Here is a 23,162-nt window from a genome sequence, read left to right as displayed (position 1 = left end):
GCGGGTCCGCTACCGCGCCACCGGCAAGCGCAGCAGGAAGCGAGCCCCACCTCCGGGCGCCGCGCCCACCTCCAGCGTCCCGCCGTGCTGCGTGACGATGGCGTGAACGATGGGCAGCCCCAGTCCCGAACCCTGGGCCTTGGTGGTGAAGAAGGGCTCGAAGATGCGATCCCTCATGGCCTCCGGGACGCCCGGGCCCGAGTCGTCCACGGTGATCCACACCCGCGCTTCGTCCGCGCCGACGGTCAGCGTCACCCGACCTCCCGCGGGCGTGGACTCCAGTGCGTTGAGGCACAGGTTGATGAGCACCTGCCGCACCCGCTCCTCTTCTCCAGACAGCGCGGGCAACGGCGCCTCCGGCACACCGTGCGTCAGCGTCACCTTCCGCGTCTCGGCCTGACTGCTCAGCAGGTCCACCACGCGGCGCACCAGCACCTTCACGTCCACCGAGCCCGGGCGGAACTCCCGAGGACGGGCGAACTGGAGGAAGTCCTCCAGGATGTGGTCCAACCGGCGAATCTCGTCACGCACCAGCAGCAGGGGCTCCAGCAGCGTGCCCTGCTGTCCATCCGGCAGCCTGCGCACGCGCCGCTCCAACACGGACAACTGCAAGGCAGCGGCGTTGAGCGGGTTGCGAATCTCGTGGGACAGCCCCGCCGTCATCGTCCCCACGGCGGCCAGCTTCTCCGTCACCTGCGCGCGCCGGGCCAGCTCGCGCTTCTCCGCGTGCAGCCGCACCTGCCGCATCGCCTGCTCCAGCGTGAGGAGCAGCTCTCGCGGCGCGCACGGCTTCATCAGGTAGGCACACGCGCCCGCGCGCACCGCCGCCACGGCCGTCTCCAGCGTGGCGAAGCCCGTGAGCAGCACGACCTCCGAGTCCGGGGCTCCCGCCTTCAGCTCCGCCGCCAGCGCCGTCCCGTCACCATCCGGCAGGCGCAGGTCCACCAGCGCCACATCGAAGCCCTCGCGCGCCTTCTCCCGTGCGTCGCGGCACGTCGACGCCGCGCGCACCGCATAGCCCGCGTCTCCCAGCAGCTCGTCGAGGTTGTCGAGGAACGCCGCGTTGTCGTCCACGACGAGGACTCGCGCGGGAGGCTGGGGAATGGGCTCGCTCATGGCGTGGCCCCGGGGCGCGCGGCGTACCTCGTCTCCAGCGCGCCGATGAGCGCCCCCGTGTCGAAGGGCTTGGAGAAGACATCCACGCCCACGTCCAGCGGCGCCAGGTCCGGCCACGCCGTCATGACGAAGGTGGGCAGGCTCGGGTAGCGCGCCCGCAACCTCCGGAGCGTCTCTCCGTCCGGCCCGCCCGGCATGCGCAGGTCCACCAGCGCCGCGAACGGCGTCGCGCACGAGAGCAGGTCCGCGTCCAGCACCGACGACACCGTCACGCAGGAGAAGCCGCGAGCGCGCAGCACCTCGGAGAGGTTGTCGCTCAGCGCCGGGTCGTCCTCCGCCACCACCACCAGGCCGTCGCGTCTCGCATTGGCCAGCAGGCCCATCAGCGTGGAGATGGGCACGGGCTTGGGCAGCACCGCGAGCAGTCCCTCGCGCCGAGCTGTCGCCAGATCGTCCTCGCGCGGATAGGCCGTCATCACGACGGCGGCGAGCCCCGGGTCCACGCGGCGGATGCGTCGCACCGCGTCCGCGCCGCTCATGCCGGGCATGCGCATGTCCGTCACCAGCGCATCGAAGCGCGTGGCGCCCACCTCGCGCAGGGCCTCGTCACCCGAGCTGACGACGGTGGCCTGGTGGCCCTCGTCCCGGAGAATCTCGGCCAGGTTCTCCGCCAGCGCCCGGTTGTCATCCAGCAGGAGGTAGCGTCGCATGGGGGCCCTCCTCGGGCGAACTGGGGAGCTGCATCACGAAGCGAGCACCCGCTCCCGCGCGCGGCGCATAGGTGATGGTGCCACCGTGGCGCTCCAGGATGCGCCGGACCAGTGGCAGGCCCAGGCCGATGCCCCGGGCCTTCGTCGTCATCAGCGGCTCGAAGAGCCGTCCCCGGATGACCTCGCTGACCCCAGGGCCCGTGTCCTCCAGCACCAGCTCCACCTGGCCGGGCTCGCGCACGGCACCGACCAGCGACACGCCGCCACCCGATTCCTCCAGGGCCTGCACGGCGTTCTCCAACAGGTTGACGAACACCTGACGCAGCTGCCCCGCGTCCCCGTGCACCGGTGGCAGCGAGACGAGTCCCTCCGTCTTGACGGTGACACCCTCCGGACAGGCCACGGCCTTGAGGGCCTCCTGCCAGACCTCGTCCAGCCAGACCTCCTGGCGTTGCAGCGGCCGGTCCCGAATCATGTCCAGCAGGTCGGACACGATGTGGTTGGCGATGCCCACCTGCTCGCCAATGCGGTCCAGGTGCTTCGTCGTGCGCTCATCCACCACCGGACCCGCGCGGCTGCGCAGGATGTAGAGCGAGGTCTCGATGACGCCCAGCGGGTTGCGCAGCTCGTGGCCAATGGAGCCCACCAGCTGACCGAACGTCGCCAGTCGCTCGTTGCGCGCCTGCTGCGCCAGCAGGTCCTCGCGGTACGTGTGGAGCATGATGGCCAGCTCCAGGTCCAGGATGCGCCCCAGCGCCGCGCGGGCGCCGTGCAATGTCTCCGGCTGATTCAGGTACGCCGAGTCGATGATGGCGTTGAGTTCCTGGCGCAACACATTCATCGCCCCGAACATGTAGTGCTGCGGCAGGGAGATTCGCACGTGCATGCGGCCGATGCGGCAGCGCAGCGCGAAGTAGGCCTCGTCCCACGGCCCCCGCAGGAGCTGGTCCATCCACACCTGCAACGTGCCGCGCAGGTGGCCCACCTGGCTCTCGCCGCCCTCCAGCGCCCGACGCGCGCCCTCGTGCTCCAGGATGCGGTCGTAGAAGACGCGAGCGATGCGGGGGAAATGCGGATGCGCGATGGCATGGAGGCCGACGAGTGACTGCTCGTCCCGCGCTCCAAAGCCCACGTACCGCTTCAGCTCCTCGAACAAGGTTTCCGCCATGGTGTCGGGGCCCAGATTAACCGCTCGCCCCGCATCGGAGGAGGAACTCCGAAGCAAGCACCGAGCCAGCCACAGGAGGGCATGGACGACCCAGGAGCGCGCAAGAAATGCGCACCCATCGACTCGGGGCCGAGGGTGCGCAAATCCTGCGCGAGGCTGGACGTGTGGGCGCCGAGGCGGCTCGCTCGCCGCTCCAACTGCGTCAGTGCATCAGCGACTCCCGCCCCCCGCGCCCGAGCGACAGCGACTCGCGCGTCACCGTCTCGCGCCCCGTGGCCTTGCCGCGCTCCAGCAGGGACTTCAGGCGCAGCAGGTCATCGTCCATCTGCCGCTTGGGGTCCACGCCCAGCAGTCGCGCGAAGGCGTGGCCGATGGCGCCCGCGGGCGGGTTGTACGCGAGGCGGATGTCCACCCGCGTGCCCCCCTTTGGCGTGGGCTCGAAGTGGATGACGCCCGCGTTCTCCACCGAAGTCCCCTGCACGCTCTTCCACGCGAGCAGCTTGTTGGGCACGCGCTGGGTGACCACGGCCTGCCATTCGAAGTGCAGGCCCGCGGGGCCCTTCACCTTCCAGTGCGAGCGCCCGTCGGTGTCGACGCGAATCTCGTCCACGTGGGTCATGAAGCGCGGGAAGTTCTGCATCGCGTCCCAGAAGGCGAAGACCTCCTCCACCGGCGCATTCACCGTGATGTCCTTGTGCAGGCTGATGGCACGAGCCCCCACGCCGATGCCGGTGAGCCGACGCAGCTCCAGGTTGCTGAGCGCGCGCAGCCCCAGCACCAGGCCTCCCGCGCCAAGCAATGCGCCCACGACGCCTCCGCGTTGGATGGCCCCCGAAGCCAGCGACACGGCACCGAGCGCGCCGAAGAAACGCGCGGAGGGCGACCAGTGCGCCGAACCGAACGTCCGGGTGGGTCCCCGCCGTGCCACGCCGCCCTGCAGCTCGGACTGACGGGCCGACTCCGCGAAGGGCAACAGCCGGTTCTCCACGCCGCGCACGCCGCGCACGCGACCGATGAACGGAATGACGCGCTTGAACTCCTCGAGCAGGAGGGAGCCCTCCAGCGTCACCACGCCATCACGCGCGGCCACCTTCACGGAGCCGGGATGCGAGCACACGCGGCCCAGCGCCGACCGGACGCGCTCGGCGAGCGTCACGTCATCCACCGTCTCCGAGCGGAACCGTCCGATGGACTCCAGGAACAAGCCCCGCGAGCGCTGGGTCAAATCGCGCTTCACGACCCCCGCCGCGCTTCCGGCCTCGTGGGCGGCATGCACCGCCCTGCCCTGCAGGTGAGACCTGCGCCAGCGACCACTGCGCGGGTCGGACCAGTACATCAACCCCACACCCAGCCCCAGACCTCCCAGACCCCAAAAGGCTGCCTTCATGTCGTGCCTCCTGTTCGGTTTTTGATGAGCCCCATCCGGGGAACGTGAAGGCGCTCATGCCGCGGTGCAGCAGCCACTGGCCGACGGCTCCAGGCCCCGAAGGGACGCTCGTCACCCCTGGAGCCCGGGAGGGCACGAGGCCCCGCTCGGGAGATGGACGAGACGGTGCCCGCCTGCCCGGGCATGCACACCTTGAGCGGACGGACAGTCGCAGACCTCTTCAGGAGCTCCACACGCATGCCCCAGCAGCAACCGCCGATTCCCGGACCGCCGTCGCCATTGCCTCCCACGCGCGAGCCGACGCCCAACAATCCCGTGAAGGAACCCGACCCGCAGCATCCCCAGCGCGAGCCGCCGACGCGGAATCCTCCCGAGCAGGACCCGCCCATGCGTCAGCCGCCGGAAATCGAGCCGCCGTTGCCGCCCGACATCACCCCGCCTGGCATCCATGACCCGCCGCCCCCAGGGCAGCCGGGCATGCCCACCATCATCGCGGGCGAACCGGGCTCCCAGGACACTTGAGCCAGGGGCCGCCTGCCTGGGTGGCCACTCGATGTGCCAGGGCCACGGCCGAGCGGACACCGCGACGACCTCGCCCTCTCTCCGGGCTGGCGACAAGTGGCGAGACGTTCCTCTTCGTTCGCTCGTGCCCAATTTCAAGGGGAGAAGTGCGCCAGGAGGCACACGGACAAGGAGCTTCGCATGCAGGGACCTGCGTTCCAGGACCGCTCCACGGCGGGTCGAGCCCTCGCGGAGCGTCTCGCACATCATGGTCACCGCCCTGAAACCCGGGTGCTGGCCCTGCCGCGCGGCGGAGTGCCCGTGGGCTACGAGGTGGCGCGCGCGCTGGGTGCTCCGCTGGACGTGTTCGTCGTTCGCAAGCTGGGGACGCCCGGACACGAGGAGCTGGCGATGGGCGCCATCGCCACCGGCGGCGTGCGCGTGCTCAACCCCGAGGTCATCGAGGAGGTGGGCATCCCTTTGGAGCAGATCGACGCGGTCGCCGCGCGCGAAGGCCGGGAGCTCGAACGCCGCGAGGCAAGCTACCGACAGGGAAGACCCGCCCTGGACGTGCGCGGACGCAACGTCATCCTCGTCGATGATGGGCTCGCCACCGGCTCCTCCATGCGCGCCGCCGTGGCCGCGCTCCGGAAGCAAGGGCCCGCTCGCATCGTCGTCGCCGTGCCCGTCGCACCTCTGGAGACCTGCGAGGACCTCGCGACGCTGGCGGACGAGACGGTGTGCGTCCGGACCCCGGAGCCGTTCTTCGCCGTAGGCCTCTGGTATCGCCAGTTCGAGCAGACCTCCGACGCGGAGGTCAGGGACCTCCTGGAGCGCGCCGCGCGTGAGTCGTCCATGGCAGAGGCGCACCCTTCCCCTGGGTGAGCACGCGCCCTCGCGGTCCTCGCAGACCCGCATGTGGCAGGAGCATCGAGGACCCGCCCCCTTGCTCACCGAACAACGGGCGCACCTGTCCCAAGCTCCGGTGGCGCGGTGGCGGGCTCGATTCCGGTTAGGCTCGCGCTCCCCACACCCCCATGCACGAGTTCCCCACCCGCCGTCAGATGCTGCTGGCCGTCCTCATGGCCACCGCGCTCGCCGCTCTCATCGAGTGGGCCTGGGCCAGCCCCGATGCCGCGAGCCCCCTGCCCCGTGTCCTCACCACCGCGGCCCTGGTGCTGACCTGTGCCGGCACTCCCGCGTTGCTGCTCGCACACGCCCGGGAGCGGACCCGCCGCGAGCGCGACGCCGCTTTGCGCAGCGCCGGTGACTCCAGCGCCTTGCGCGACGCCATCATGGACGTCACCCCGGTGGGCTTCGCCTTCTTCGACCGGAACCTGCGCTACATCCACGTCAACGCGGCGCTCGCGGCGATGAACGGGCTGCCCGCGGGAGGACACCTCGGCCGTCACGTGTCGGAGGTGATGCCAGAGCTGGGTCGGCTCCTCGCGCCGCGACTCAAGAGCGCGCTGGAGACGGATGCGCCCGTCCAGGACACCTGCCTCGAGGTGGAGACCCCCGCCGCGCCGGGCGAACCGCGCTTCTGGTTCGGCAGCTACTCGCGCGTGCGTGGCACGGGCGGCGAAGTCCTGGGCGTCATCGCCTCGCTCTCTGAACTCACCGAGCGGATGCGCGCCGAGGAGAGCCTCCAGGAACACGAAGGCCTCCTCGACGTGCTCACGCGCTCGCTGCCCGACTACCTGTGGGGCGGCAAGCTGCGCGACGGCGCGCTGCGCGACTTCTACTGCACGCCCGTCATCGAACGCACCACCGGCTATCCCGCGTCCGCGTTCGCCGAGCCCGGCCCCGGTGGCGGCCCGCCGCCGCTCTGGGCGGAGATGATCCACCCCGAGGACCGCGCCCGCTACCGCGCCCGCATCGAGTCGCTCGCGCCCGGCTCCGAGGTGGAGCTGGAGCACCGCCTCATCTGCGCCGACGGCCGCGTGCGCTGGGTCCGCAGCCGCGCGGCGGCCTCCGCGAAGGACAACCAGGGCGAACTGCACGTGGGCTGCGTCGTCACCGACATCACCGACCGGTACCTCGCGGACGAGCTGCGCCAGCGCCTCCACGAGAGCTTCCGCCGCTCCGCCCAGGAGTGGCGCCGCACGTTCGACGCCGTCACCTCGCCGCTCGTCGTGCTCGGCGCGGACGGCACCATCCAGCGCCTCAACGCCGCCGCGTGCATCCTGTTCGGTGGGCTGGACCCCTCCGGCCAGCCCCTGTCCACCGTCGCGAGCGAGCCTCCCTGGTCCAGCACATTGCCGCTGGTGGACGAGCTTCGCCGCACGCATGGCAGCCTCATCCGCGAGGTGAAGGACCCGCGCTCACGCCGCACGTGGGAGCTGGCCGCCGCGTGGGTGGACGAGGTCGGCGGAGAGGACTCGCGCATCATCGTCGTCGCCACCGAGGTGACGCGGCTGCTGGAGCTGCAAGCCAGCCTGCGCCGCAGCGAGACGATGGCCGCGATGGGCGCCATCGTCGCGGGCGTGGCCCACGAGGTCCGCAACCCCCTCTTCTCCATCTCCGCCGTGGTGGACGCCGTGGAGGCCACCGTCGGCGCTCGCGCGGAGCTGGCCCCGTACCTGGACGTGCTGCGCGGCGAGGTGCGTCGCCTCAACCACCTGACGCAGGAGCTGTTCGAGTACGGCCGCCCCACCCGGGGCGAATGGGTGGAAGGCCCCGTGCGCCCCGTGGTGGAGGAAGCGCTGGCCGCGTGCGCGCTCACCGGGGAGCAGTCCCGCGTGACGGTGACGCAGACGCTCGCGGAGGCCCTGCCGGCGGTGCGCATGGACTCACGTCGACTGTTCCATGTCTTCCGCAACGTGCTGGAGAACGCCGTGCAGCACTCGCCCGCGGGCACCACCGTGAAGGTGGCCACCTCGCCCATGGAGGAGGAAGGCCGCGCCTGGGTGCGCTGCACCGTGAGGGACGGAGGGCCGGGCTTCCGCGAGGAGGACCTGCCTCACGTCTTCGAGCCCTTCTTCAGCAAGCGCAGGGGCGGCACCGGCCTGGGCCTGTCCATCGTCCAGCGCATCCTGGAGGAGCATCAGGGCGTCATTCGCCTGCGCAATCACCCGGAGGGTGGCGCCGAAGTCACGCTGCTGCTACCAGCGGTGTCCTCGCCTTCCGTCAGCCTGCACCTGGACTCGCTCGCCTCATGACACGTACCCGCATCCTCCTGGTGGACGACGAGCCCGGTGTCCGGCTGGGCATGAGGGGCTACCTCACCGCCCACGGCTTCGACGTGGACGAAGCCCAGAGCCTCGCCGAGGCCCAGGAAGTCTTCCGCACGCACCGCCCCGACGTCGCGGTGGTGGACTACCGGATGCCGGACGGCACCGCGCTGGAGCTGCTGCCCCGCCTCAAGGAAATCGACGCCGCCGTGCCGCTCGTCGTCCTCACCGGGCACGGCTCCATCGAGCTCGCCGTCCAGGCCGTCAAGGAAGGCGCCGAGCAGTTCCTCACCAAGCCCGTGGAGCTGGCCGTCCTCAAGGTCGTGCTGGAGCGGCTGGTGGCCCAGCGCCGCGAGCGACAGCGCCTTCGCGCCGACCTGTCCCGCACCGCGCGCGCCACGGTGGACCCGTTCCTGGGCACCAGCGCCGCCATCCAGGGCCTGCGCGCCGAAGCCGGGCGCATGCAACACAGCGACAGTCCCGTGCTCGTCACCGGCGAGACGGGCAGCGGCAAGAGCGTGCTCGCGCGCTGGCTCCACGAGGGCGGCCCGCGCGCGGACGCTCCCTTCGTGGACCTCAACTGCGCCGCGCTGTCGAAGGACCTGCTGGACTCGGAGCTGTTCGGTCACGAGAAGGGCGCCTTCACGGGCGCGGTGGCCGCGAAGCAGGGCCTCCTGGAAGTGGCGGACCGGGGCACCCTCTTCCTCGACGAGATTGGCGACATGGACATGGCCGTCCAGCCCAAGCTCCTCAAGGTGCTGGAGGAGAAGCGCTTCCGCCGCCTCGGGGACGTGCGAGACCGGCGCGTCGACGTGCGCCTCATCGCGGCCACGCACCAGGACCTGGGCGTCGCCACCCGCGAGAAGCGCTTCCGCAGCGACCTCTACTTCCGCGTCAGCACCCTCATCCTCCACGTGCCCGCGCTGCGGGAGCGGACCGAGGACATCCCCGTGCTCGCCCGCCACTTCCTCGCGGAGATGGGCGGCGCACGCGGACGCGGTGGCGTGGGCCTCCAGCCCGATGCGGAGGCCGCGCTGACGCGCTACCCCTGGCCCGGCAACATCCGAGAGCTGCGCAACGTGCTGGAGCGCGCCGTGCTGCTGTCCGGCGGCGGCCCCCTGTCACGCGGAGACCTGCGCTTCGAGTCCTCCGCCGACGAGGCCCGCGTCGAGGACGACCTGACGCTGGAAGAGCTGGAGCGCCGCCACATCGAGCGCGTGCTGCGACGGGAGAACGGCCACGTCGAGCGCGCCGCCCTCCGGCTCGGAATCCCCCGTTCCTCCCTCTATGAGCGCCTGAAACGTTTGGGAATCAACAGATCTGGATTCCAGAAGTCGGATCCATGATCTGGAAAACCCGGCACCAGGGCGGGGCGGCCGTGCTCGCAAGTGCCGGGAAAGTCATGGGGCCCGGGTGAGAAGGACCCCTGGCCCCTGACTTGCTCACGGCCGGCGCGTGTCCCAGAACCTCCTCATCGTCGACGACGAATCCGCGCTGTGCTGGGTGTTGGGACAGTTCTTCGCGAGCGCGGGGTACCGGGTGGACTCGGCGCAGGCGCTGGACGAGGCGCTGGGGCTGATGACGACGGGCCGCTATGACCTGGTCATCAGCGACCTGCGGCTGAGCGGAACGCAGTCCGAGGAAGGCCTGGTGCTGGCGGACTTCGTGCGCCGTTACACACCGGACACCCGGGTGGTGTTGCTCACGGCCTTCGCGTCGCCGGAGCTGACGGCGCGGGCCCGGGAGCTGGGCGTAGACCTGGTGCTGCCCAAGCCTCAGCCCCTGCCCTCGCTGGCTCGGCACGTCTCTGAATTGTTGGCGGCCCGTTGATGTGGGCCGTTCCCTTCTGGCACCGTCGGGACATGCGAGTGCAATCCCACCCACTCTGTCCCGGCGCGTCGTGTGGACGGAGTTCGAGGACCCTGGCGCGCCACGCGGCGTATCTCCGAGGGCCCACCGTCCTCGCGCTGCTGGGCGCCCTGTTGCTGACGGCGAGCGCGGCCCGGGCGCAGGCGCAGGCCTCGCAGGCCATCGACGTGCAGCAGTACAAGCCGGGCCCCGGCGCCTACGACGTGCTGGGGCTGCATGGCGCGCGCGTGGGCAAGCACCTCGAGTGGAACGTGGGGCTGTCGGTCAACTACGGGGAGAACCCGCTCAACCTGTTGGATCCTCGCCGCGACGAGTTCGTCTACCGCATCGTCGACAGCCAGCTCACGCTGGACTTGATGGGCGCGGTAGCGCTGTTCGACCGGTTGGAGCTGGGTGTGACGCTCCCCGTCTCCACGACGACGTCACAGCCCGCAACGGCCATCTCGCCCACGCTGGCGGATGGCGCCGCCGGCACGGGCGTGGGTGACCTGCGACTGGTGCCGAAGGTCCGGCTGTTGTCGACGGAAGGCGGCCTGCACCTGGCCCTCGTCGCGCCGGTGACGCTGCCCACGGGGGGCGGCTCCGACTTCCTGGGCACCAAGGGGCTGACCTTCCAACCGAGGCTCGTGGCCGAGTGGGCCGGAGACTCGTTGCGCCTGCTGGCCAACGTGGGAGTGAATCTGCGCGGCGAGCAGAAGTTGCGCAACCTGCGCGTGGGCAACGAGTTCTCGTATGCCGTGGGCGCGGAGGTGCCGCTCACCCAGGCGCTGTCGGTGGCGGCCACCCTGTCCGGCGCGCTGGGGCTGAAGGAGACGAACGCCGAGGAGCGTCCGTTGGAGGCGCTCGGCGCGGTGAAGTACCGCTTCACCGAGGAGCTGGCGGCGCACCTGGGCGCGGGCCCGGGACTCACGCGGGGCTACGGCACGCCGGGCTTCCGCGTGCTCGGAGGGCTGGCCTGGACGGCCTCGCCACCGGCGGCCACGCCCTCGCGACAGTGCGCGCTGGGGCCCGAGGACTTCGATGGCTTCCAGGACGACGACGACTGCCTGGATCCAGACGACGACAGCGACGGCATCCTCGATGGACCGGACGTGTGCCCTGGCGAGCCGGAGACCTTCAATGGCTATCAGGACGAGGACGGGTGCCCGGATGAGCAGGACCCGAACACACCCTCGACGACCGAGCCCTCCGCCGCGACGCCTGGCGCTCCGTTGACGCTGGCGCCCGCGCCGGTGGACTCGGATGGAGACGGCCTCATCGACACGGAGGACCGCTGCCCCTCGGAGCCCGAGGACATGGACGGCTTCGAGGACACGGACGGCTGCCCGGATGCGGACAATGACCGCGACGGCGTACCGGACGCGGTGGATGCCTGTCCGCTGGAGGCAGAGGCCATCAACGGGGTGAAGGACGAGGATGGGTGCCCCGACAAGGGCAAGGCGAGCGTGAGGCTGGAAGGCTCGCGCATCGTCATCCTGGAGAAGGTGTACTTCGCCACCGGCAAGGACGTCATCCTGCCCAAGTCCTTCAGCCTGCTGGCGCAGGTGTCCTCGGTGCTCAAGGCGAACCCGCAGTTGGAGCGGTTGCGCGTGGAGGGACACACCGACGACCAGGGCTCGGACACGAGCAACCTGGACCTGTCCCAGCGCCGCGCGAACAACGTGCGGGAGTTCCTGCTGAAGGCCGGCATCGCGCCGGAGCGCCTGGAGGCGATGGGCTACGGCGAGACGAAGCCAGTGGACAGCAATGCGACGGCGCGCGGTCGTGAGAACAACCGCCGCGTCGAGTTCAACATCGTGAAGACCGCCGAGCCCTCGGCACAAGAGGCCACGCCATGACCCGGACCCTTCCCTGCCTGATGGTGTTCGCGCTCGCGGCCTTCCAGGCCCGGGCCCAGGACACGGCGGAAGCTCCTTGCGGCGGCCTGCGCTTCGTCAACGGCCGCGTGGAGATGGGGCGCAAGCTGGAGCCGAAGGGGCCCTCGACGGAAGCCTGCTTGAAGCACGTCGCGGAGGCGCTCTCGGCCCGCCCCGCCATTCGCGCGGTGACGGTGGCCGCGCGGCTGCCCGACGCGGAGCGGCTGGACGGTCAGGGGCTCGCGGTGGCGAAGGCCGCGGCGGACATCCTGGTGTCGGCGGGCGTGTCACGCACGCGCGTCTCCGCGGTGGCGCCTCCCGCGGTACCGGGCGAGCCGGGTCAGCTCCAGCTCGCGTACGTCGAGCGTCCCACGCAGCCTCGGGTGGCCCGGGTGCGCGCGGCCAGCGGTGAGGTCTCCGCGGGCGCCGCTCCCGACGAACTGCGCCCCCGTGGCGTCGGTGATTCGCTCTACACCGGTGAGCTGTTCCACACGAGCAAGGACGCGAGCGCGGAGCTGGAACTGGCGGATGCGAGCCGGGTGCGCGTGCTGTCCGACAGCATGCTGCGCCTGGGGGCCATCGAGCTGGGGGCCAACGCGAAGCGGGTGGTGCGCCTGGAGCTGATGCGCGGCTCGGTGGAGACCCTCGCCGCGCCCGGGGGCGACGGCTCCGTGTTCGAGGTGCGCACGCGAGGCGCGGTGGCCGGCGTGAGAGGCACGCAGTTCCGGGTGTCGGCGCAGGAGGACGGCGGCAGTCGCCTGGAGACGCTCGAAGGCAAGGTGGCGCTGGGCGCGGAGAAGGGCGAAGTCGAGGTGGCCGGAGGCCAGGGCTCTCGCGTGCTGCCCGGCGCCGCGCCGGAGCCGCCCCGACCGCTGCTCGCCGCGCCCCTGCTGAACGGACCGCGCGGTGGGAGCTTCACCACGGCGCCGAAGCTGGAGTGGTTCACCGTGCCGGGCGCGAAGACGTACCGCGTGGAGCTGGGCCGGACGGCGGACTTCGCCGCGGGCGTGCGCACGTTCGAGTCCCAGGCCCAGGAGTTCGCCGTGCCGGCGGGCCTCGCGGGCAAGTGGTTCTGGCGCGTGCTGCCGGTGGACGCGGATGGCTTCATCGGCTTCCCGTCGAAGATCTTCGCCTTCGACCTCCGGCCCTGAGACTTTCGAATGAGCCCGAGCCCCGAGACGCCCGCGCGCGGCCCGCGCCTGCCTCGCCCTTCCCCGCCGCTGCTGCGCGGACTGGCGGCCGTGGTGGGACTGGCGCTGGCCGGAGTGACGGCGGTGACGGGTGGCGCGCCGGGACTGTTCGAACGCGCGCTGTATGACCAGGCCGTGAGCCGGCTCCTGCCGGGAGTCCCTCGGAGCGCGGACCTGGTGCTGGTGGAGGTGGATGACCGGGCCCTGTCCGCGCTGGGCGAGCGCTGGCCGCTGTCGCGCGTGACGTGGGCCCGGGCCTTCCGCGCGCTGGCGGCCCAGCGTCCCTCGGCGGTAGCGGTGGACGTGGTGTTCGACCAGCCCGGCTCGCGCGATGCGCTGGAGCTCGGGGAGGACATGTTGGCGGCGCTGCGAGAGTCGGGCCTCGCGGACCAGCCCGCGGGCGCGGCCCTGGTAACGGACCTGGAAGCCCGGCTTCATGCGCAGGACGGAGATGCCCGGCTGGCGGAGGCGCTCGCGGAGAACGGCGTCGTCATCCTGGGCGCCGCCGCACTCACCGAGGACGTGTCGCTGATGCCGCCACTCGCGGACGGAGCGCTCGGATCGCCGTTGCCGCTGCCCGTGGGCTCGCTGCGGCTCCAGGCCCGAGAGGTCGCCGGCAGCATCGCCCCGCTGCGGATGGCGGCACAGGGCAGCGGCATGTTGAACATGCTGGTGGACGCGGATGGTGTCATCCGCCGCTATCCCTACGCCGTCGGCGTGGGCGAGCACGTCTGGCCCTCCCTGGCCCTGGCGACCGCGCTGCGCCTGATGCCCGAGCAGGGCGAGTCCCTGCAGCGCCGGGCGACCCTCGACCACGGCGCGCCGCTGATGCGCCTGCCCGCGCCGGACTGGCTTCCCCGGGTGAGTCTGGCGGATGTGCTCCACGCGGATCCTCGCTCGGTGGGACTGGACCTGGCGCTGCGCGGAAAGACGCTCTTCGTGGGAGTCACGGCGACGGGGCTCCACGGACAGAGCACGCTCCCGGGTCAGGTGGCGGTGCCGGGCGTGGAGATTCACGCGTTCGCGCTGGACAACCTGCGCGCGGACCGCCTGATGCGCTCCTCGGGAATCGTGGCCCTCACGGGCCTGCTGGAGACGGCCGTGTTGCTGCTGGTCTTCGGCTGGCGCTGCCGACGCGCGCGCACGCTGGGCGCCGTGGCTCGCACCGCGCTGGGGCTCGCCGGGGTGCACGTCGCGCTGGTGGGCTGGCTCGCGGCGGACTTCGGCTGGGTGTTGCCGCTGATACCGGCGTGCGTGGGGTTGGGGTTGATGTTGCTGGTGGACTCGGCGGCGCGCACGGAGGAACTGGGTCGTCAGCGGGGAGCGCTGCGCCGGCTCTTCGTCCGCTACCCCCAATCCTCCCCGGGCACCTCCGTCACGCCGGGCGACCCCCGGTAGGGCCCTGCCCTCGAGCGTCACCCGAGCAACCCGCCAGGTTCAGCCCTGTAACCCGCCCGCGTGCATCCGTGGCAGCATCCACGGGACATGGCCCGCTACGCCCTCATCGCCGAGCCCGACCCCCACCGAGCCGCTGGCCTGCTCGCCCTCGTCGCTGGCGAGGGGCTCGAAGGCGTGCTGGCCCGGGATGGCGCGGAGGCGCAGGAGGTGGTGCGCCAGCGCAACGCGCCCGCCCTGCTCCTCACGGACCTGGCGCTGCCGCGAGTGGACGGGTTCACGCTGCTGACCTGGCTGCGTGAGCGACAGGACGCGGAGGGCACGCAGGTGGTGGTGGTCACCGCCTTCGACGAGCTGCGCGTGCGAGCGTGGCAGCTCAAGGACGCCCTGGGCATCCACTCGCTGCTGAGCCGCCGCGCGCCCGCGGAGACGGTGCGAGACACCGTGCGACGCGTGCTCGCGGGACAACGCCCCCTGCCCTCCACGCCCACGGAGAACACCCCGGACGAGGAGCACCAGCGGCTGGCGCGCATCGAGGCGATGCGACTGGTGGATGAAGGCCCGCCCGAGGCGGAGCTTCAGGAGCTGGTCACCGAGGTGGCCCAGGCCTTCGCCGTGCCGGTGGCGCTGCTGACGCTGGTGCTGGGTGATCGCCAGTGGTTCAAGGCGCATGTGGGGCTACCGCACGCGCTCGCGCGGGACAGGGGAACGCCGAGGGACTGGGCCTTCTGTCACCACGTGGTGATGGGCCGCGAGTCCCTGGTCGTTCCGGACGCCACGCGCCACCCGGTGTTTCGGGACAACCCGCTGGTGCGCGACGGCATCGTCGGCAGCTACGCGGGCGCGCCGCTGGTGACGCCTGGTGGCGAGGTGTTGGGCACGCTGTGTGTCATCGACACGCGGCCCCTGGTGCTCGGCACCGAGGACCTGGCGGCGCTGCGGGAGCTGGCCCGGCGCGTGGCGGGCGACCTGGAACTGAGGTCCCGCGCGCGGATGGAGGCGAGGGATTTGGGTCGCTCGCGACAGGAGCCCTCGCGTTCGGAGGTCGCCGCGCTGGCGCAAATCCGAGACGCCATCCAGGCGCTCGATGTGGCGACGTTGCTGGTGGCGCCGGGGCGTCAGCCCTTCGCGGGCAACGCCGCGCTGTCGGAGATGCTCGGCCTGCCGCTGGAGGGCATTCCGAAGCTGACGTTCGACGACTTCCGCCAGCACGTGGCGAAGCTGACGGCGGACCCGTCGGGCCGCTCGCTGCTGCTCGACCTGGCGTCCGAATCATCCCGAGGGCTGCACCTGACGCTGGCCCTGGAGCACCCACGTCCCCGTCGGATTCGCTGGGTGGCGCGGCCGTTCCCCATTCCGGGCGGCACCGCGCAGCTCCTGACGCTCTCCGAGCTGGGTGGAGTCTCGCCCAAGGACGAGCGGGAGCGGATGTTGCGCGTGGACCCGCTGACGGGGCTGGCCACCCGGCGCGTGGGCGAAGAGCGCCTGCTGCGGGAGATTGGTCGCTGCCGACGGGACGGCGTGCCCTGTGGGGTGCTCCTGGTGGATCTGGTGGGTCTGGGGCGGCTCAATCTCCGGCACGGCTTCGACGCGGGAGACAACGCTCTGCGCGACGTGGCTCGACGCCTGGAAGACGTGGGCGTGCCGTCCGGTTTCGCGGTGCGATGGGAGGGCGGCACGCTGCTGGTGGCGCTGCCGGGTCAGGATGCCCGGGCCACGGAGGCCCTGCGCGCACAGCTCCATGAGGAGCTGGAGTCCTTCGAGTTCCATGGCGCGGCCGTGGCCGTCGAGGGTGAAGAAGACCCCCGGGAGACGCTCGCCCGAGCGCACGCGGCCCTTGCCCGGGCCAAGGCCGACCACCGCGCCCGGACCCGCACGGGCTGACGGACAGGGGAACGGTGTAGAACCGGGTCTCATGGCTCCTTCACCTGTGCCCCACCGACTCCGACTGCCCCTCGCCTTCGATGCGGCGCGGCTCCAGGAGGAGCTGGCTCGCCTGCCGGCGGAGACCTGGGTGCCGCACTTCAATACCCGGTACTACGAGGGCGACTGGAGCGGCGTGCCCCTGCGCTCCGTGGGCGGAATGGAGGGACGGCTGTACCCCGACCCCACCGCGCGACAGAGTTACGAGGACACGCCGCTGCTCGCGCGCTGCCCGGCCTTTCGCGAGGCGCTCGCGGCGTTTCAGTGTCCCATCGGCTCCGCGCGACTGTTGAAGCTCGCCGCACGGGCGCACATCCGTGAGCACACGGACTACAACCTGGGCTTCGAGGATGGCGAGGTGCGGCTGCACATCCCCATCGTCACGCATCCCGACGTGGCCTTCGTGCTCGCGGGCCAGCGCGTGGACCTGCGGCCCGGCGAGTGCTGGTACCTGAACTTCAACCTCCCCCACCGCGTGGACAACTTCGGGGACACGGACCGCGTGCACCTGGTGCTCGACTGCGTGGTGGATGACTGGCTCCGCGAGGTCTTCGCTCGGGCCATGGCACCTGATGGCGAGGGCGGCGTCCGTGTCGCTTGAGGACTTCGAGCGCTTCCGCCAGCGCGTCCTGGAGGACGTCTCACTCCAGGAGGCACTGCGAGCGCGGATGGATGTGCCGGCCTTCCTCGCCCTGGCGACACGACTGGGCGCGGAGCACGGCTGTCACTTCACCGCGGAGGAGCTTCGCGACCTGATGAGGGACGCGCGCCGGAGCTGGCTCGGAGATTGGGTATGAGCCTCGCACCGGACGACGCGCGACTGGACGGTTGGATTCCCGCGCGCCTCCATGTGGATGGGGAGGTGCCTCGCGTCGACTGGTGCCACCTGGGCGACAGGCGCTTCACGGACCCGTTCTTCGACGAGACACTGGAGCGCAGGCTTCGCCATCCGTTCGCCCTGCTCTTCCGGCATCAGACTTCACTGGAGACGCTGGTGGCGCGACAAGCCGCGCGGCCGGGGTTGCCCGTCAAGGGGCTCGTCTTCCACATGTCCCGTTGCGGCTCGACGTTGCTCGCGCAGCTCCTGGCCTCACTGCCTCGTCACATCGTGCTGTCCGAGGCGAGTCCCGTGGATGTCGTCCTGCGCCTGCATCTGCGTCTTCGACACGTCACCGACGAGCAACGCATCGAGTGGCTGCGCGCCGTGGTCGCCGCGCTCGGTCAGCGGCGGCATCCCGAGGAAGACGGTGTCTTCCTCAAGCTGGACGCGTGGCACGTGCTGGAGTTGCCGTTGCTCCAGCGTGCGTTTCCCGGCGTGCCGTGGCTGTTCCTCTATCGGGACCCGGTGGAGGTCATGGCCTCGCACCAGAAGCACCGGGGCGCGCACATGCTGCCGGGAGTCCTGGAGCCTGCGCGAGTCGGCCTGGAGTCGGGGCAGCTCGCGGAGCTGTCGCTGGAGGAATACGGGGCCCGGGTGCTCGCGCGACTCTGCGATGCGGGGCTGCGGGCCTATCGAGAACGGAAGGGGCCCGCGCGGCTGTTGAACTACCGCCAGCTCCAGGACAGCGCGGTGTCCCAGCTCGTGGACCTCTTCGGTCTGGAGCCGACACCCATCGAGGCAGGGCTGCTGGCCGCCGCCGCCGCGCGCGACGCGAAAAACCCCGTGCTCCCGTTCGCGGATGACACCGAGGACAAGGCCCGGACTGTCTCCAACACCTCCCGCACGATGGCCGAGCGATGGGTCCGCGAGGTCTACGACTCACTCGAAGCCGAGCGCCTGCGCGACACCGCCGCACGCGGATGAGCCGGAATGGAAATGTTTGGCCATGCCAGCTTTGACCTGCTGCGTCGTCGTGTGCTGACCACTGTCTGTCCCTCCAAGTCCAGACGAAGTGCGGGAGAGAGAACGGAACCGGGCTCCGTCCAGCGGACGTTCGACTTCGGAGTGCGGGCCGTGCTCAATTGTGTCTGGGACAGACTTGCCGTGCGCATACGGCCGCTGGCCCATCACCCCACTCAACCACCGGAAAAATCCAATGAAACGGATAGGGATGGTCGTCGCGCTGCTCGTCTGCCTGAGCGAAGCTTCCCAAGCTCAAGCCGCTGCCTTGAATTCAGCGGCGTCGCGCGAACGCATCAGCGTGTCGCTGGCCGCCGATAAACGCGAGCTGGCGCTGACGCTGGCGAAGCAGGACTCGGTGCTGCGAAGGGACCTCGCCTCGCGTTTGAGTGGCGAGCACCTGGCGGTAGATTTGAAGCAATGGCTGAGCACGGTGTCGGCCCCCTCCTCTGTCACGGCCGTGGCGGGGCGAGCGGACCTGACCATCCGCCAGCGCAAGGGCCTGGAGCGCGAGCTCGACAGCCTGCTGCAGCTTCGCCTCGCGAGTGCTTCCATGCTGCCGGCGCTGCAGCGTGGCGTTGAACCTCTCTATGCATACGAGCCGGATGGGAATGACTCCCAGTGGCGATTCATCGAGGCCTTCGACCGCCTTGGCGGCGTGCACCACCTTGACGTGCACCGCATGCCCGAACAGCCGGTGTTGGTGGTGGACATCGACTCTCGGAGAGACCTGGCCGCCGGCATCAAGCTGATGCGCGAGCGCCTCGTGGCTCTCGGCCAGCGTCCCATGCCGCTCCAGCCCGTCAGCGCGGCGGCGACCAGCACGCCGGTGACGATGCTCGATCGCATCTACCTGAACGACGACGAGGAGCCCTGGATCTCCGGTGACGCGGAGGTCTACGCCATCGTCAATGGAGTCGACCCCAGCCGCGACGAGCCGCAATTGGATATCGTCGACATGCCCTATCTGGACAAAGACGGTCGGACCTACTCGCCCAACCAGGTCCTGATCTTCTGGGACCGCTACCGCTGGGCGGCGGCGAACGTCGTCCTCATGGAGCACGACGACAACACCAACTATCAAGAGCTGGTGAGCCACCTGTTCACCATCGCGAGTCAAATCCTGACGGCCCTGGGCCATCCGGAGATCTCCGCCCTGGTGGCCCTGGGCAGCGGACTGGTGGATCGCATGCCCAGTGAATGGTTCAGCAACGACGACGACTACGTTGATTCGTACTACACCGTGGAGAAGAACCACTTCTACACCAACCATGGTGGAGCACGCGGCAACGCGGTGGTGTCTCTGAGACCGTATGAGATCGCGGGCCAGTAGCAGGACGTAGGCAACGAGAGGCGCTCTGGCGCCCGGAGGGGTCGAGGAAGAACGACTCGATCCCTCACCAGGAGACAGGCTCAGGGCCGGGTGCGGACTCCGTACGCCGCCAACCCCTGCTCACAGAGTTCGAAGGCGTTGACGATGCTCTCGGTTGTCTCCGCGTGGCTCTTGCGCTTGCCGGGGGGCCCGCTTACGACGCCGTAGGCCAGTCGCGTCAGCACCCCGATGATGCTCGCCACCACGCGCGGAGTCGGGTCTCCCGCCGACGCACCCGTCTGCTCCGCGAGAATCTGCGCGAGCTGCTCCTCGGACTGGAGCGACATCTGGCGGATGCGGGTGTGCACGCTCGGGGTGCTCTGGATGACCTTGCGGAACGCGGCGCGCCGCTCGGCGGGAAGCGCGTTCAGCCGCTCCGCGATGGCCAGCGTGTGCCGACGGACCACCGCGAGCACGGGTTCCTCGACGGAGCGCTCCCGCACCGCGCGGAGCAGCTCGGACTCGTGCTCCTCACGGCCGTTGAGGACCAGGTCTTCCTTCGTCGGGAAGTAGTTGAACACCGTCTTGTCCGACACGTTGGCCGCCGCCGCGATGTCCGCCACCGTCACCGCGTCGAAGCCGCGCTCCGCGAACAGCCGCGTGGCCACCTCCGCGAGCAGCCGCCGCGTCTCCAGCTTCTTGCGCTCTCGCAACCCCAGTTCACTCGACATCCGCCGGGGACCCTACCGCCGGGCCCGGGGCCCTGCAACGAACCTGGGAATAACTTACATTGACAGAAACTTTTCTGTCACTAGATATTCATCACACTCCAACCAGAGAAGGTCCGCATGAAAATCCTCGTCACGGGAGCCACGGGCTCCATTGGCAGTCAGGTCATTCAGCAGTTGCGTGCGCGCGACGCGTCGTTTCGGGCGTTCGTGCGGGACAGGAGCAAGGGGGAGTCGTTGGGAGGTGACTTCGTGGTGGGCGACTTCGATTCACCCGAGTCGCTCCGGGCCGCGCTCCAGGGCGTGGACCGGGTCCTGCTGAACGGCACGCCGAGCGAAGGACTGGTGCGACAGCACCGCGCGGTGATTGACGCGGCGAAGCAGGCGGGTGTCTCGCACGTCGTGCGCATCTCGACGCGAGGCGCGAGCGCGACGACGGACTTCCTCGTCGGACGATGGCATGGGGAGGCGGATGCGTACCTGGAAGCCAGCGGGCTGGGCTGGACGGCGCTGCGTCCCACGTACTTCATGCAGAACCTGCTCCGGAATGCGGAGAGCATCCGAAACGGCGGGCGGTTCTTCGGCGCGTTCGGGACGGGACGCATCGCGTTCATCGACAGTGGCGACATCGCGAGGAGCGCCGTGGCGCAGCTCACGCATGCGTCCCCTCGCAGCGGAGCGCACTCGCTGACGGGGCCGGAGGCGCTCACGTTCGACGAGTTCGCCGCGAAGCTCTCGGCGCGGCTCGGCAAGCCCGTCGCCTACGTGGACCGTCCGGTCTCCGAGGTCATCGAGAACATGCGCGCGCAAGGGTTTCCGGAGGCCATGCTCGGCTCGTTCAAAGGCATGTTCGAGGCCTTCGCGAAGGGCGCGGCGTCGCAGCTCGCCACGGGCGTCAAGGACCTGACCGGGACGGAGCCGAGGACGCTCGATGCGTTCCTGGCGGACCACGCCGAGTCCTTTCGCTGAACCCACGCCGTCAAGGGTCCCCCATGATTCAACCCACTCAGAGCCTGCCTTCACGGGCGGGAACGTCGTCGTCTGTCCTCGCGCGGCTGCGTGTGCTGATGGTCGCCACCAGCTTCGTGGTCGTCCAGTGGCTCATCGTCGTCGGGCTGCTCGGCGTGCGAATCACCGTGCCTGCGGGTCCCGGCCCCGTGGAACGAGAGCCCTTGTTGCTGGGCCCTGTCTTCTTCGCATCGCTCATCGCGGGCTTCAGCGCCTGGGGCCTGCTCACCCTGCTGGAGCGATTGTTCTCGCGAGGGTTGCGCATCTGGACGGGCATCAGCATCACGGTCTTCGTGCTGACGCTGCCGTTCATGCCAGGGTTCTCGCTCGGGGAGCGCCTGTTCCTGCTGGTGGAGCATGGCGGAATGTTCGCCATCATCGTGCTCGGAATGCGGCGCACCCGGGCCCGTCCGTAACGAAGCCTCCGCGCGTCACCAGGTGACAGGCTCCGTGGACAGCGCCAGCGAGTCCACGCGGGCCATGAAGGAATCCACCTGCTCGCGGTTGGGGAGCCCCGACAACGCCCCCAGCCGCATCGTGGCCAGCGCCGCCGTCGCGTGAGCGAAGCGCGCCGCGTCCGCGAGCGAGCGTCGCTCTCCCAGGGCAACACAGAGGGCGGCGGAGAACGCATCCCCCGCGCCCGTGGTGTCCACCCAGTCCACGGGCAGGTTCGGCAGCCAGAGTTCGCCCTCGGTGCCCAGGAGCAGGTTTCCCTCGGGGGCGGCCACCACGGCCGTCCCCACGCCCCGGCGCAACAGGTTCTCCGCGGCGCGACGCGCGGAGTCTCGGTCCACCACCTCGAGCCCCGTCAGCACCTCCGCCTCCACGTCGTTGAGGCGGATGATGTGAACCGCCTCCAGCAACTCTTCCGGGAGGGTGATGGGCGGTGCTGGATCCAGGACGACATGCATGCCGGCGGCGCGAGCGATGTGGACCGCCGCGATGACCGCGTCCAAGGGAACCTCCAGTTGGACGAGCAGGACATCCGCGCTTGTGATGCGGGCCTCGGCGGCAATCACGTCCGCGACAGCGAGCCGCCGGTTCGCCCCTTCGGCGGAGAGGCTCTGCCTGCGGCCGCTCTCGTCCACCATCTCCAGCACGACGCCCGTGCTGAAGCCCGGGTCGCGTGACACCGCCCGCGTCTCCACTCCTTCACCTTCGAGTTGCTCCAGCAGGGCGAGCCCCCGAGCGTCCATGCCCACGCGGCCCACCAGCGTCGAGCGAGCACCCAGTCGGGCCGCGGCCACGGCGGCATTGGCGCCCTTTCCACCCAGGCTCTCCAGGAAGAGATGCCCCTCCACGTTCTCGCCCGCGCGCGGGAGCCGAGGCCCCTGGACCAGGAAGTCCGTGTTGATTCCACCGACCACGAGAATGTCGGCCTGTCGACGTGGAGCCATGGCTGTCGTCCCCCTCCCCCACCCCCGCGTCCGATGCCCCGCCCAGACCCGGACCACACCGAACACGGAACGACATCAAGCTAGGCATGCCCGGGAACCTCGGCCCCGTACGGCGGGCGACCACCCGTGCCACCGCCGCGCCGCCTTTTGATCGGAATGCCGCCCGGCCGAAACACCGCGCCCCGTCGAGGAGGCGAAGGAGCCAGAACCTCAGCGGCAATCTTGGGTGTGGGGCATCGCATCCCGCGGCGCCACGCATGAGGGAATCAACATGACCAAGATGAACATCGACCTGACGCAAGACTTCGACTGGAAGGCCGAGGTGCTTAGAGACCACGCCGCCAGGGCCACGAGCGACAAGGAACACGACGAGCGAACGTGGGCCCTGGCGAACCACCTGATCGAAACCAACGGCACCTACCCGAGCTGGGCGTTCGAGGAGGCGGAGCTCCGCATCAGGATTCAGCGGACGCTCTTACGCGGCCTGGAACAGCGGCATCCGCCCCGGTCCTGAGGCCGTTCGAGCGCGAGAACAGCGGCGCCCCCTGGTGCAGGGGGCCCGCCTCGCCCCTCATCCGGAGGAACGGAC

At 70.4% G+C, this 23,162-nt stretch carries 22 protein-coding genes; 16 read left to right on the top strand and 6 right to left on the bottom strand.

Going from position 1 to position 23,162, the window contains the following annotated elements; genetic code table 11:
* Positions 1-9: 9 nt before the first annotated feature.
* The 4 genes from HUA75_RS10130 to HUA75_RS10115 form a co-directional block, all read right to left on the bottom strand.
* Positions 10-1,116 (bottom strand): sensor histidine kinase, encoded by a 1,107-nt coding sequence (locus HUA75_RS10130; protein ID WP_141646155.1) that lies wholly within the window; start codon positions 1,114-1,116, stop codon positions 10-12.
* Positions 1,113-1,826 carry a response regulator gene (locus HUA75_RS10125; RefSeq protein ID WP_141646154.1) on the bottom strand — a complete coding sequence of 238 codons (714 nt, stop codon included), beginning with the start codon at positions 1,824-1,826 and terminating at the stop codon, positions 1,113-1,115. Before HUA75_RS10125 ends, HUA75_RS10130 begins: the two co-directional genes overlap by 4 nt.
* Complete coding sequence (locus HUA75_RS10120) at positions 1,801-2,994, bottom strand: sensor histidine kinase (RefSeq protein ID WP_174486247.1); 1,194 nt, start codon at positions 2,992-2,994, stop codon at positions 1,801-1,803. The genes HUA75_RS10125 and HUA75_RS10120 overlap by 26 nt, the downstream gene beginning before the upstream one ends.
* Before the next feature lie 202 nt (positions 2,995-3,196).
* On the bottom strand, positions 3,197-4,381 hold the full coding sequence (locus HUA75_RS10115; protein WP_254627481.1) for an SRPBCC family protein: 1,185 nt from the start codon (positions 4,379-4,381) through the stop codon (positions 3,197-3,199).
* Between the two features lie 237 nt (positions 4,382-4,618).
* On the opposite strand from HUA75_RS10115, the gene HUA75_RS10110 reads away from it, so the two are divergent.
* The 13 genes from HUA75_RS10110 (at position 4,619) to HUA75_RS10050 (ending at position 19,461) form a co-directional block, all read left to right on the top strand.
* On the top strand, positions 4,619-4,903 hold the full coding sequence (locus HUA75_RS10110; protein WP_246137533.1) for a hypothetical protein: 285 nt from the start codon (positions 4,619-4,621) through the stop codon (positions 4,901-4,903).
* 180 nt (positions 4,904-5,083) lie between these two features.
* Positions 5,084-5,767: a phosphoribosyltransferase gene (locus tag HUA75_RS10105; protein WP_174465457.1), complete on the top strand. Its 684-nt coding sequence runs from the start codon at positions 5,084-5,086 to the stop codon at positions 5,765-5,767.
* Positions 5,768-5,919: 152 nt separating this feature from the next.
* A complete protein-coding gene (locus HUA75_RS10100; protein ID WP_174486246.1) occupies positions 5,920-8,043 on the top strand; it encodes an ATP-binding protein in 2,124 nt (707 codons plus the stop codon).
* Positions 8,040-9,401 (top strand): sigma-54 dependent transcriptional regulator, encoded by a 1,362-nt coding sequence (locus tag HUA75_RS10095; RefSeq protein WP_141646149.1) that lies wholly within the window; start codon positions 8,040-8,042, stop codon positions 9,399-9,401. Before HUA75_RS10100 ends, HUA75_RS10095 begins: the two co-directional genes overlap by 4 nt.
* 109 nt (positions 9,402-9,510) lie before the next feature.
* Positions 9,511-9,885, top strand: coding sequence for a response regulator (locus tag HUA75_RS10090; RefSeq protein ID WP_141646148.1), 375 nt, complete (start codon positions 9,511-9,513; stop codon positions 9,883-9,885).
* Positions 9,885-11,762, top strand: a complete 1,878-nt coding sequence (locus tag HUA75_RS10085) for an OmpA family protein (RefSeq protein WP_174486245.1) — start codon at positions 9,885-9,887, stop codon at positions 11,760-11,762. Before HUA75_RS10090 ends, HUA75_RS10085 begins: the two co-directional genes overlap by 1 nt.
* Positions 11,759-12,931 (top strand): FecR domain-containing protein, encoded by a 1,173-nt coding sequence (locus HUA75_RS10080; protein WP_174486244.1) that lies wholly within the window; start codon positions 11,759-11,761, stop codon positions 12,929-12,931. Before HUA75_RS10085 ends, HUA75_RS10080 begins: the two co-directional genes overlap by 4 nt.
* Before the next feature lie 9 nt (positions 12,932-12,940).
* Positions 12,941-14,368, top strand: a complete 1,428-nt coding sequence (locus tag HUA75_RS10075; RefSeq protein WP_174486243.1) for a CHASE2 domain-containing protein — start codon at positions 12,941-12,943, stop codon at positions 14,366-14,368.
* Positions 14,369-14,455: 87 nt separating this feature from the next.
* The gene (locus HUA75_RS10070) at positions 14,456-16,249 is read left to right on the top strand and encodes a diguanylate cyclase domain-containing protein (protein WP_174486242.1); all 1,794 of its coding nucleotides are present in this window, start codon (positions 14,456-14,458) and stop codon (positions 16,247-16,249) included.
* A gap of 31 nt (positions 16,250-16,280) precedes the next feature.
* Complete coding sequence (locus tag HUA75_RS10065; RefSeq protein ID WP_174486241.1) at positions 16,281-16,889, top strand: aspartyl/asparaginyl beta-hydroxylase domain-containing protein; 609 nt, start codon at positions 16,281-16,283, stop codon at positions 16,887-16,889.
* Positions 16,879-17,085 carry a Nif11-like leader peptide family natural product precursor gene (locus HUA75_RS10060; protein WP_141646142.1) on the top strand — a complete coding sequence of 69 codons (207 nt, stop codon included), beginning with the start codon at positions 16,879-16,881 and terminating at the stop codon, positions 17,083-17,085. The genes HUA75_RS10065 and HUA75_RS10060 overlap by 11 nt, the downstream gene beginning before the upstream one ends.
* Positions 17,082-18,092 (top strand): sulfotransferase family protein, encoded by a 1,011-nt coding sequence (locus HUA75_RS10055; RefSeq protein WP_174486240.1) that lies wholly within the window; start codon positions 17,082-17,084, stop codon positions 18,090-18,092. The genes HUA75_RS10060 and HUA75_RS10055 overlap by 4 nt, the downstream gene beginning before the upstream one ends.
* A 304-nt stretch (positions 18,093-18,396) precedes the next feature.
* Positions 18,397-19,461, top strand: a complete 1,065-nt coding sequence (locus tag HUA75_RS10050) for a DUF3103 domain-containing protein (RefSeq protein WP_254627479.1) — start codon at positions 18,397-18,399, stop codon at positions 19,459-19,461.
* 80 nt (positions 19,462-19,541) lie between these two features.
* Here the strand turns inward: HUA75_RS10050 and HUA75_RS10045 are convergent, their stop codons facing one another.
* Positions 19,542-20,171, bottom strand: a complete 630-nt coding sequence (locus HUA75_RS10045; RefSeq protein WP_141646139.1) for a TetR family transcriptional regulator — start codon at positions 20,169-20,171, stop codon at positions 19,542-19,544.
* 117 nt (positions 20,172-20,288) lie between these two features.
* Here HUA75_RS10045 and HUA75_RS10040 point away from each other — a divergent pair, with 117 nt between their 5' ends.
* The gene (locus HUA75_RS10040) at positions 20,289-21,137 is read left to right on the top strand and encodes an SDR family oxidoreductase (RefSeq protein ID WP_141646138.1); all 849 of its coding nucleotides are present in this window, start codon (positions 20,289-20,291) and stop codon (positions 21,135-21,137) included.
* 23 nt (positions 21,138-21,160) lie between these two features.
* Positions 21,161-21,592 carry a DUF6069 family protein gene (locus HUA75_RS10035; RefSeq protein ID WP_174486238.1) on the top strand — a complete coding sequence of 144 codons (432 nt, stop codon included), beginning with the start codon at positions 21,161-21,163 and terminating at the stop codon, positions 21,590-21,592.
* A 15-nt stretch (positions 21,593-21,607) separates the two neighbouring features.
* On the opposite strand, the gene HUA75_RS10030 is transcribed toward HUA75_RS10035, so the two are convergent.
* Entirely contained in the window at positions 21,608-22,573 is a 966-nt protein-coding gene (locus tag HUA75_RS10030; protein WP_141646136.1) for a ribokinase, read from the bottom strand.
* 271 nt (positions 22,574-22,844) lie between these two features.
* On the opposite strand from HUA75_RS10030, the gene HUA75_RS10025 reads away from it, so the two are divergent.
* Positions 22,845-23,087 (top strand): hypothetical protein, encoded by a 243-nt coding sequence (locus tag HUA75_RS10025; RefSeq protein ID WP_174486237.1) that lies wholly within the window; start codon positions 22,845-22,847, stop codon positions 23,085-23,087.
* Positions 23,088-23,162 lie beyond the last annotated feature (75 nt).

Source organism: Myxococcus sp. CA040A, from assembly GCF_013336725.1.
In the GTDB taxonomy this organism is placed as follows: Bacteria; Myxococcota; Myxococcia; order Myxococcales; family Myxococcaceae; genus Myxococcus; species Myxococcus llanfairpwllgwyngyllgogerychwyrndrobwllllantysiliogogogochensis.
Note: the sequence above shows the minus strand (reverse complement) of the source record. Positions and strands in the feature narration are given on the sequence as shown.

What these genes read in the sequence shown, in the direction of transcription:
- HUA75_RS10130 (WP_141646155.1), bottom strand. Translation starts at nt 1,116, where the DNA reads ATGAGCGAGCCCATTCCCCAGCCTCCCGCGCGAGTCCTCGTCGTGGAC.
- HUA75_RS10125 (WP_141646154.1), bottom strand. Translation starts at nt 1,826, where the DNA reads ATGCGACGCTACCTCCTGCTGGATGACAACCGGGCGCTGGCGGAGAAC.
- HUA75_RS10120 (WP_174486247.1), bottom strand. Translation starts at nt 2,994, where the DNA reads ATGGCGGAAACCTTGTTCGAGGAGCTGAAGCGGTACGTGGGCTTTGGA.
- HUA75_RS10115 (WP_254627481.1), bottom strand. Translation starts at nt 4,381, where the DNA reads ATGAAGGCAGCCTTTTGGGGTCTGGGAGGTCTGGGGCTGGGTGTGGGG.
- HUA75_RS10110 (WP_246137533.1), top strand. Translation starts at nt 4,619, where the DNA reads ATGCCCCAGCAGCAACCGCCGATTCCCGGACCGCCGTCGCCATTGCCT.
- HUA75_RS10105 (WP_174465457.1), top strand. Translation starts at nt 5,084, where the DNA reads ATGCAGGGACCTGCGTTCCAGGACCGCTCCACGGCGGGTCGAGCCCTC.
- HUA75_RS10100 (WP_174486246.1), top strand. Translation starts at nt 5,920, where the DNA reads ATGCACGAGTTCCCCACCCGCCGTCAGATGCTGCTGGCCGTCCTCATG.
- HUA75_RS10095 (WP_141646149.1), top strand. Translation starts at nt 8,040, where the DNA reads ATGACACGTACCCGCATCCTCCTGGTGGACGACGAGCCCGGTGTCCGG.
- HUA75_RS10085 (WP_174486245.1), top strand. Translation starts at nt 9,885, where the DNA reads ATGTGGGCCGTTCCCTTCTGGCACCGTCGGGACATGCGAGTGCAATCC.
- HUA75_RS10080 (WP_174486244.1), top strand. Translation starts at nt 11,759, where the DNA reads ATGACCCGGACCCTTCCCTGCCTGATGGTGTTCGCGCTCGCGGCCTTC.
- HUA75_RS10075 (WP_174486243.1), top strand. Translation starts at nt 12,941, where the DNA reads ATGAGCCCGAGCCCCGAGACGCCCGCGCGCGGCCCGCGCCTGCCTCGC.
- HUA75_RS10070 (WP_174486242.1), top strand. Translation starts at nt 14,456, where the DNA reads ATGGCCCGCTACGCCCTCATCGCCGAGCCCGACCCCCACCGAGCCGCT.
- HUA75_RS10065 (WP_174486241.1), top strand. Translation starts at nt 16,281, where the DNA reads ATGGCTCCTTCACCTGTGCCCCACCGACTCCGACTGCCCCTCGCCTTC.
- HUA75_RS10055 (WP_174486240.1), top strand. Translation starts at nt 17,082, where the DNA reads ATGAGCCTCGCACCGGACGACGCGCGACTGGACGGTTGGATTCCCGCG.
- HUA75_RS10045 (WP_141646139.1), bottom strand. Translation starts at nt 20,171, where the DNA reads ATGTCGAGTGAACTGGGGTTGCGAGAGCGCAAGAAGCTGGAGACGCGG.
- HUA75_RS10040 (WP_141646138.1), top strand. Translation starts at nt 20,289, where the DNA reads ATGAAAATCCTCGTCACGGGAGCCACGGGCTCCATTGGCAGTCAGGTC.
- HUA75_RS10035 (WP_174486238.1), top strand. Translation starts at nt 21,161, where the DNA reads ATGATTCAACCCACTCAGAGCCTGCCTTCACGGGCGGGAACGTCGTCG.
- HUA75_RS10030 (WP_141646136.1), bottom strand. Translation starts at nt 22,573, where the DNA reads ATGGCTCCACGTCGACAGGCCGACATTCTCGTGGTCGGTGGAATCAAC.
- HUA75_RS10025 (WP_174486237.1), top strand. Translation starts at nt 22,845, where the DNA reads ATGACCAAGATGAACATCGACCTGACGCAAGACTTCGACTGGAAGGCC.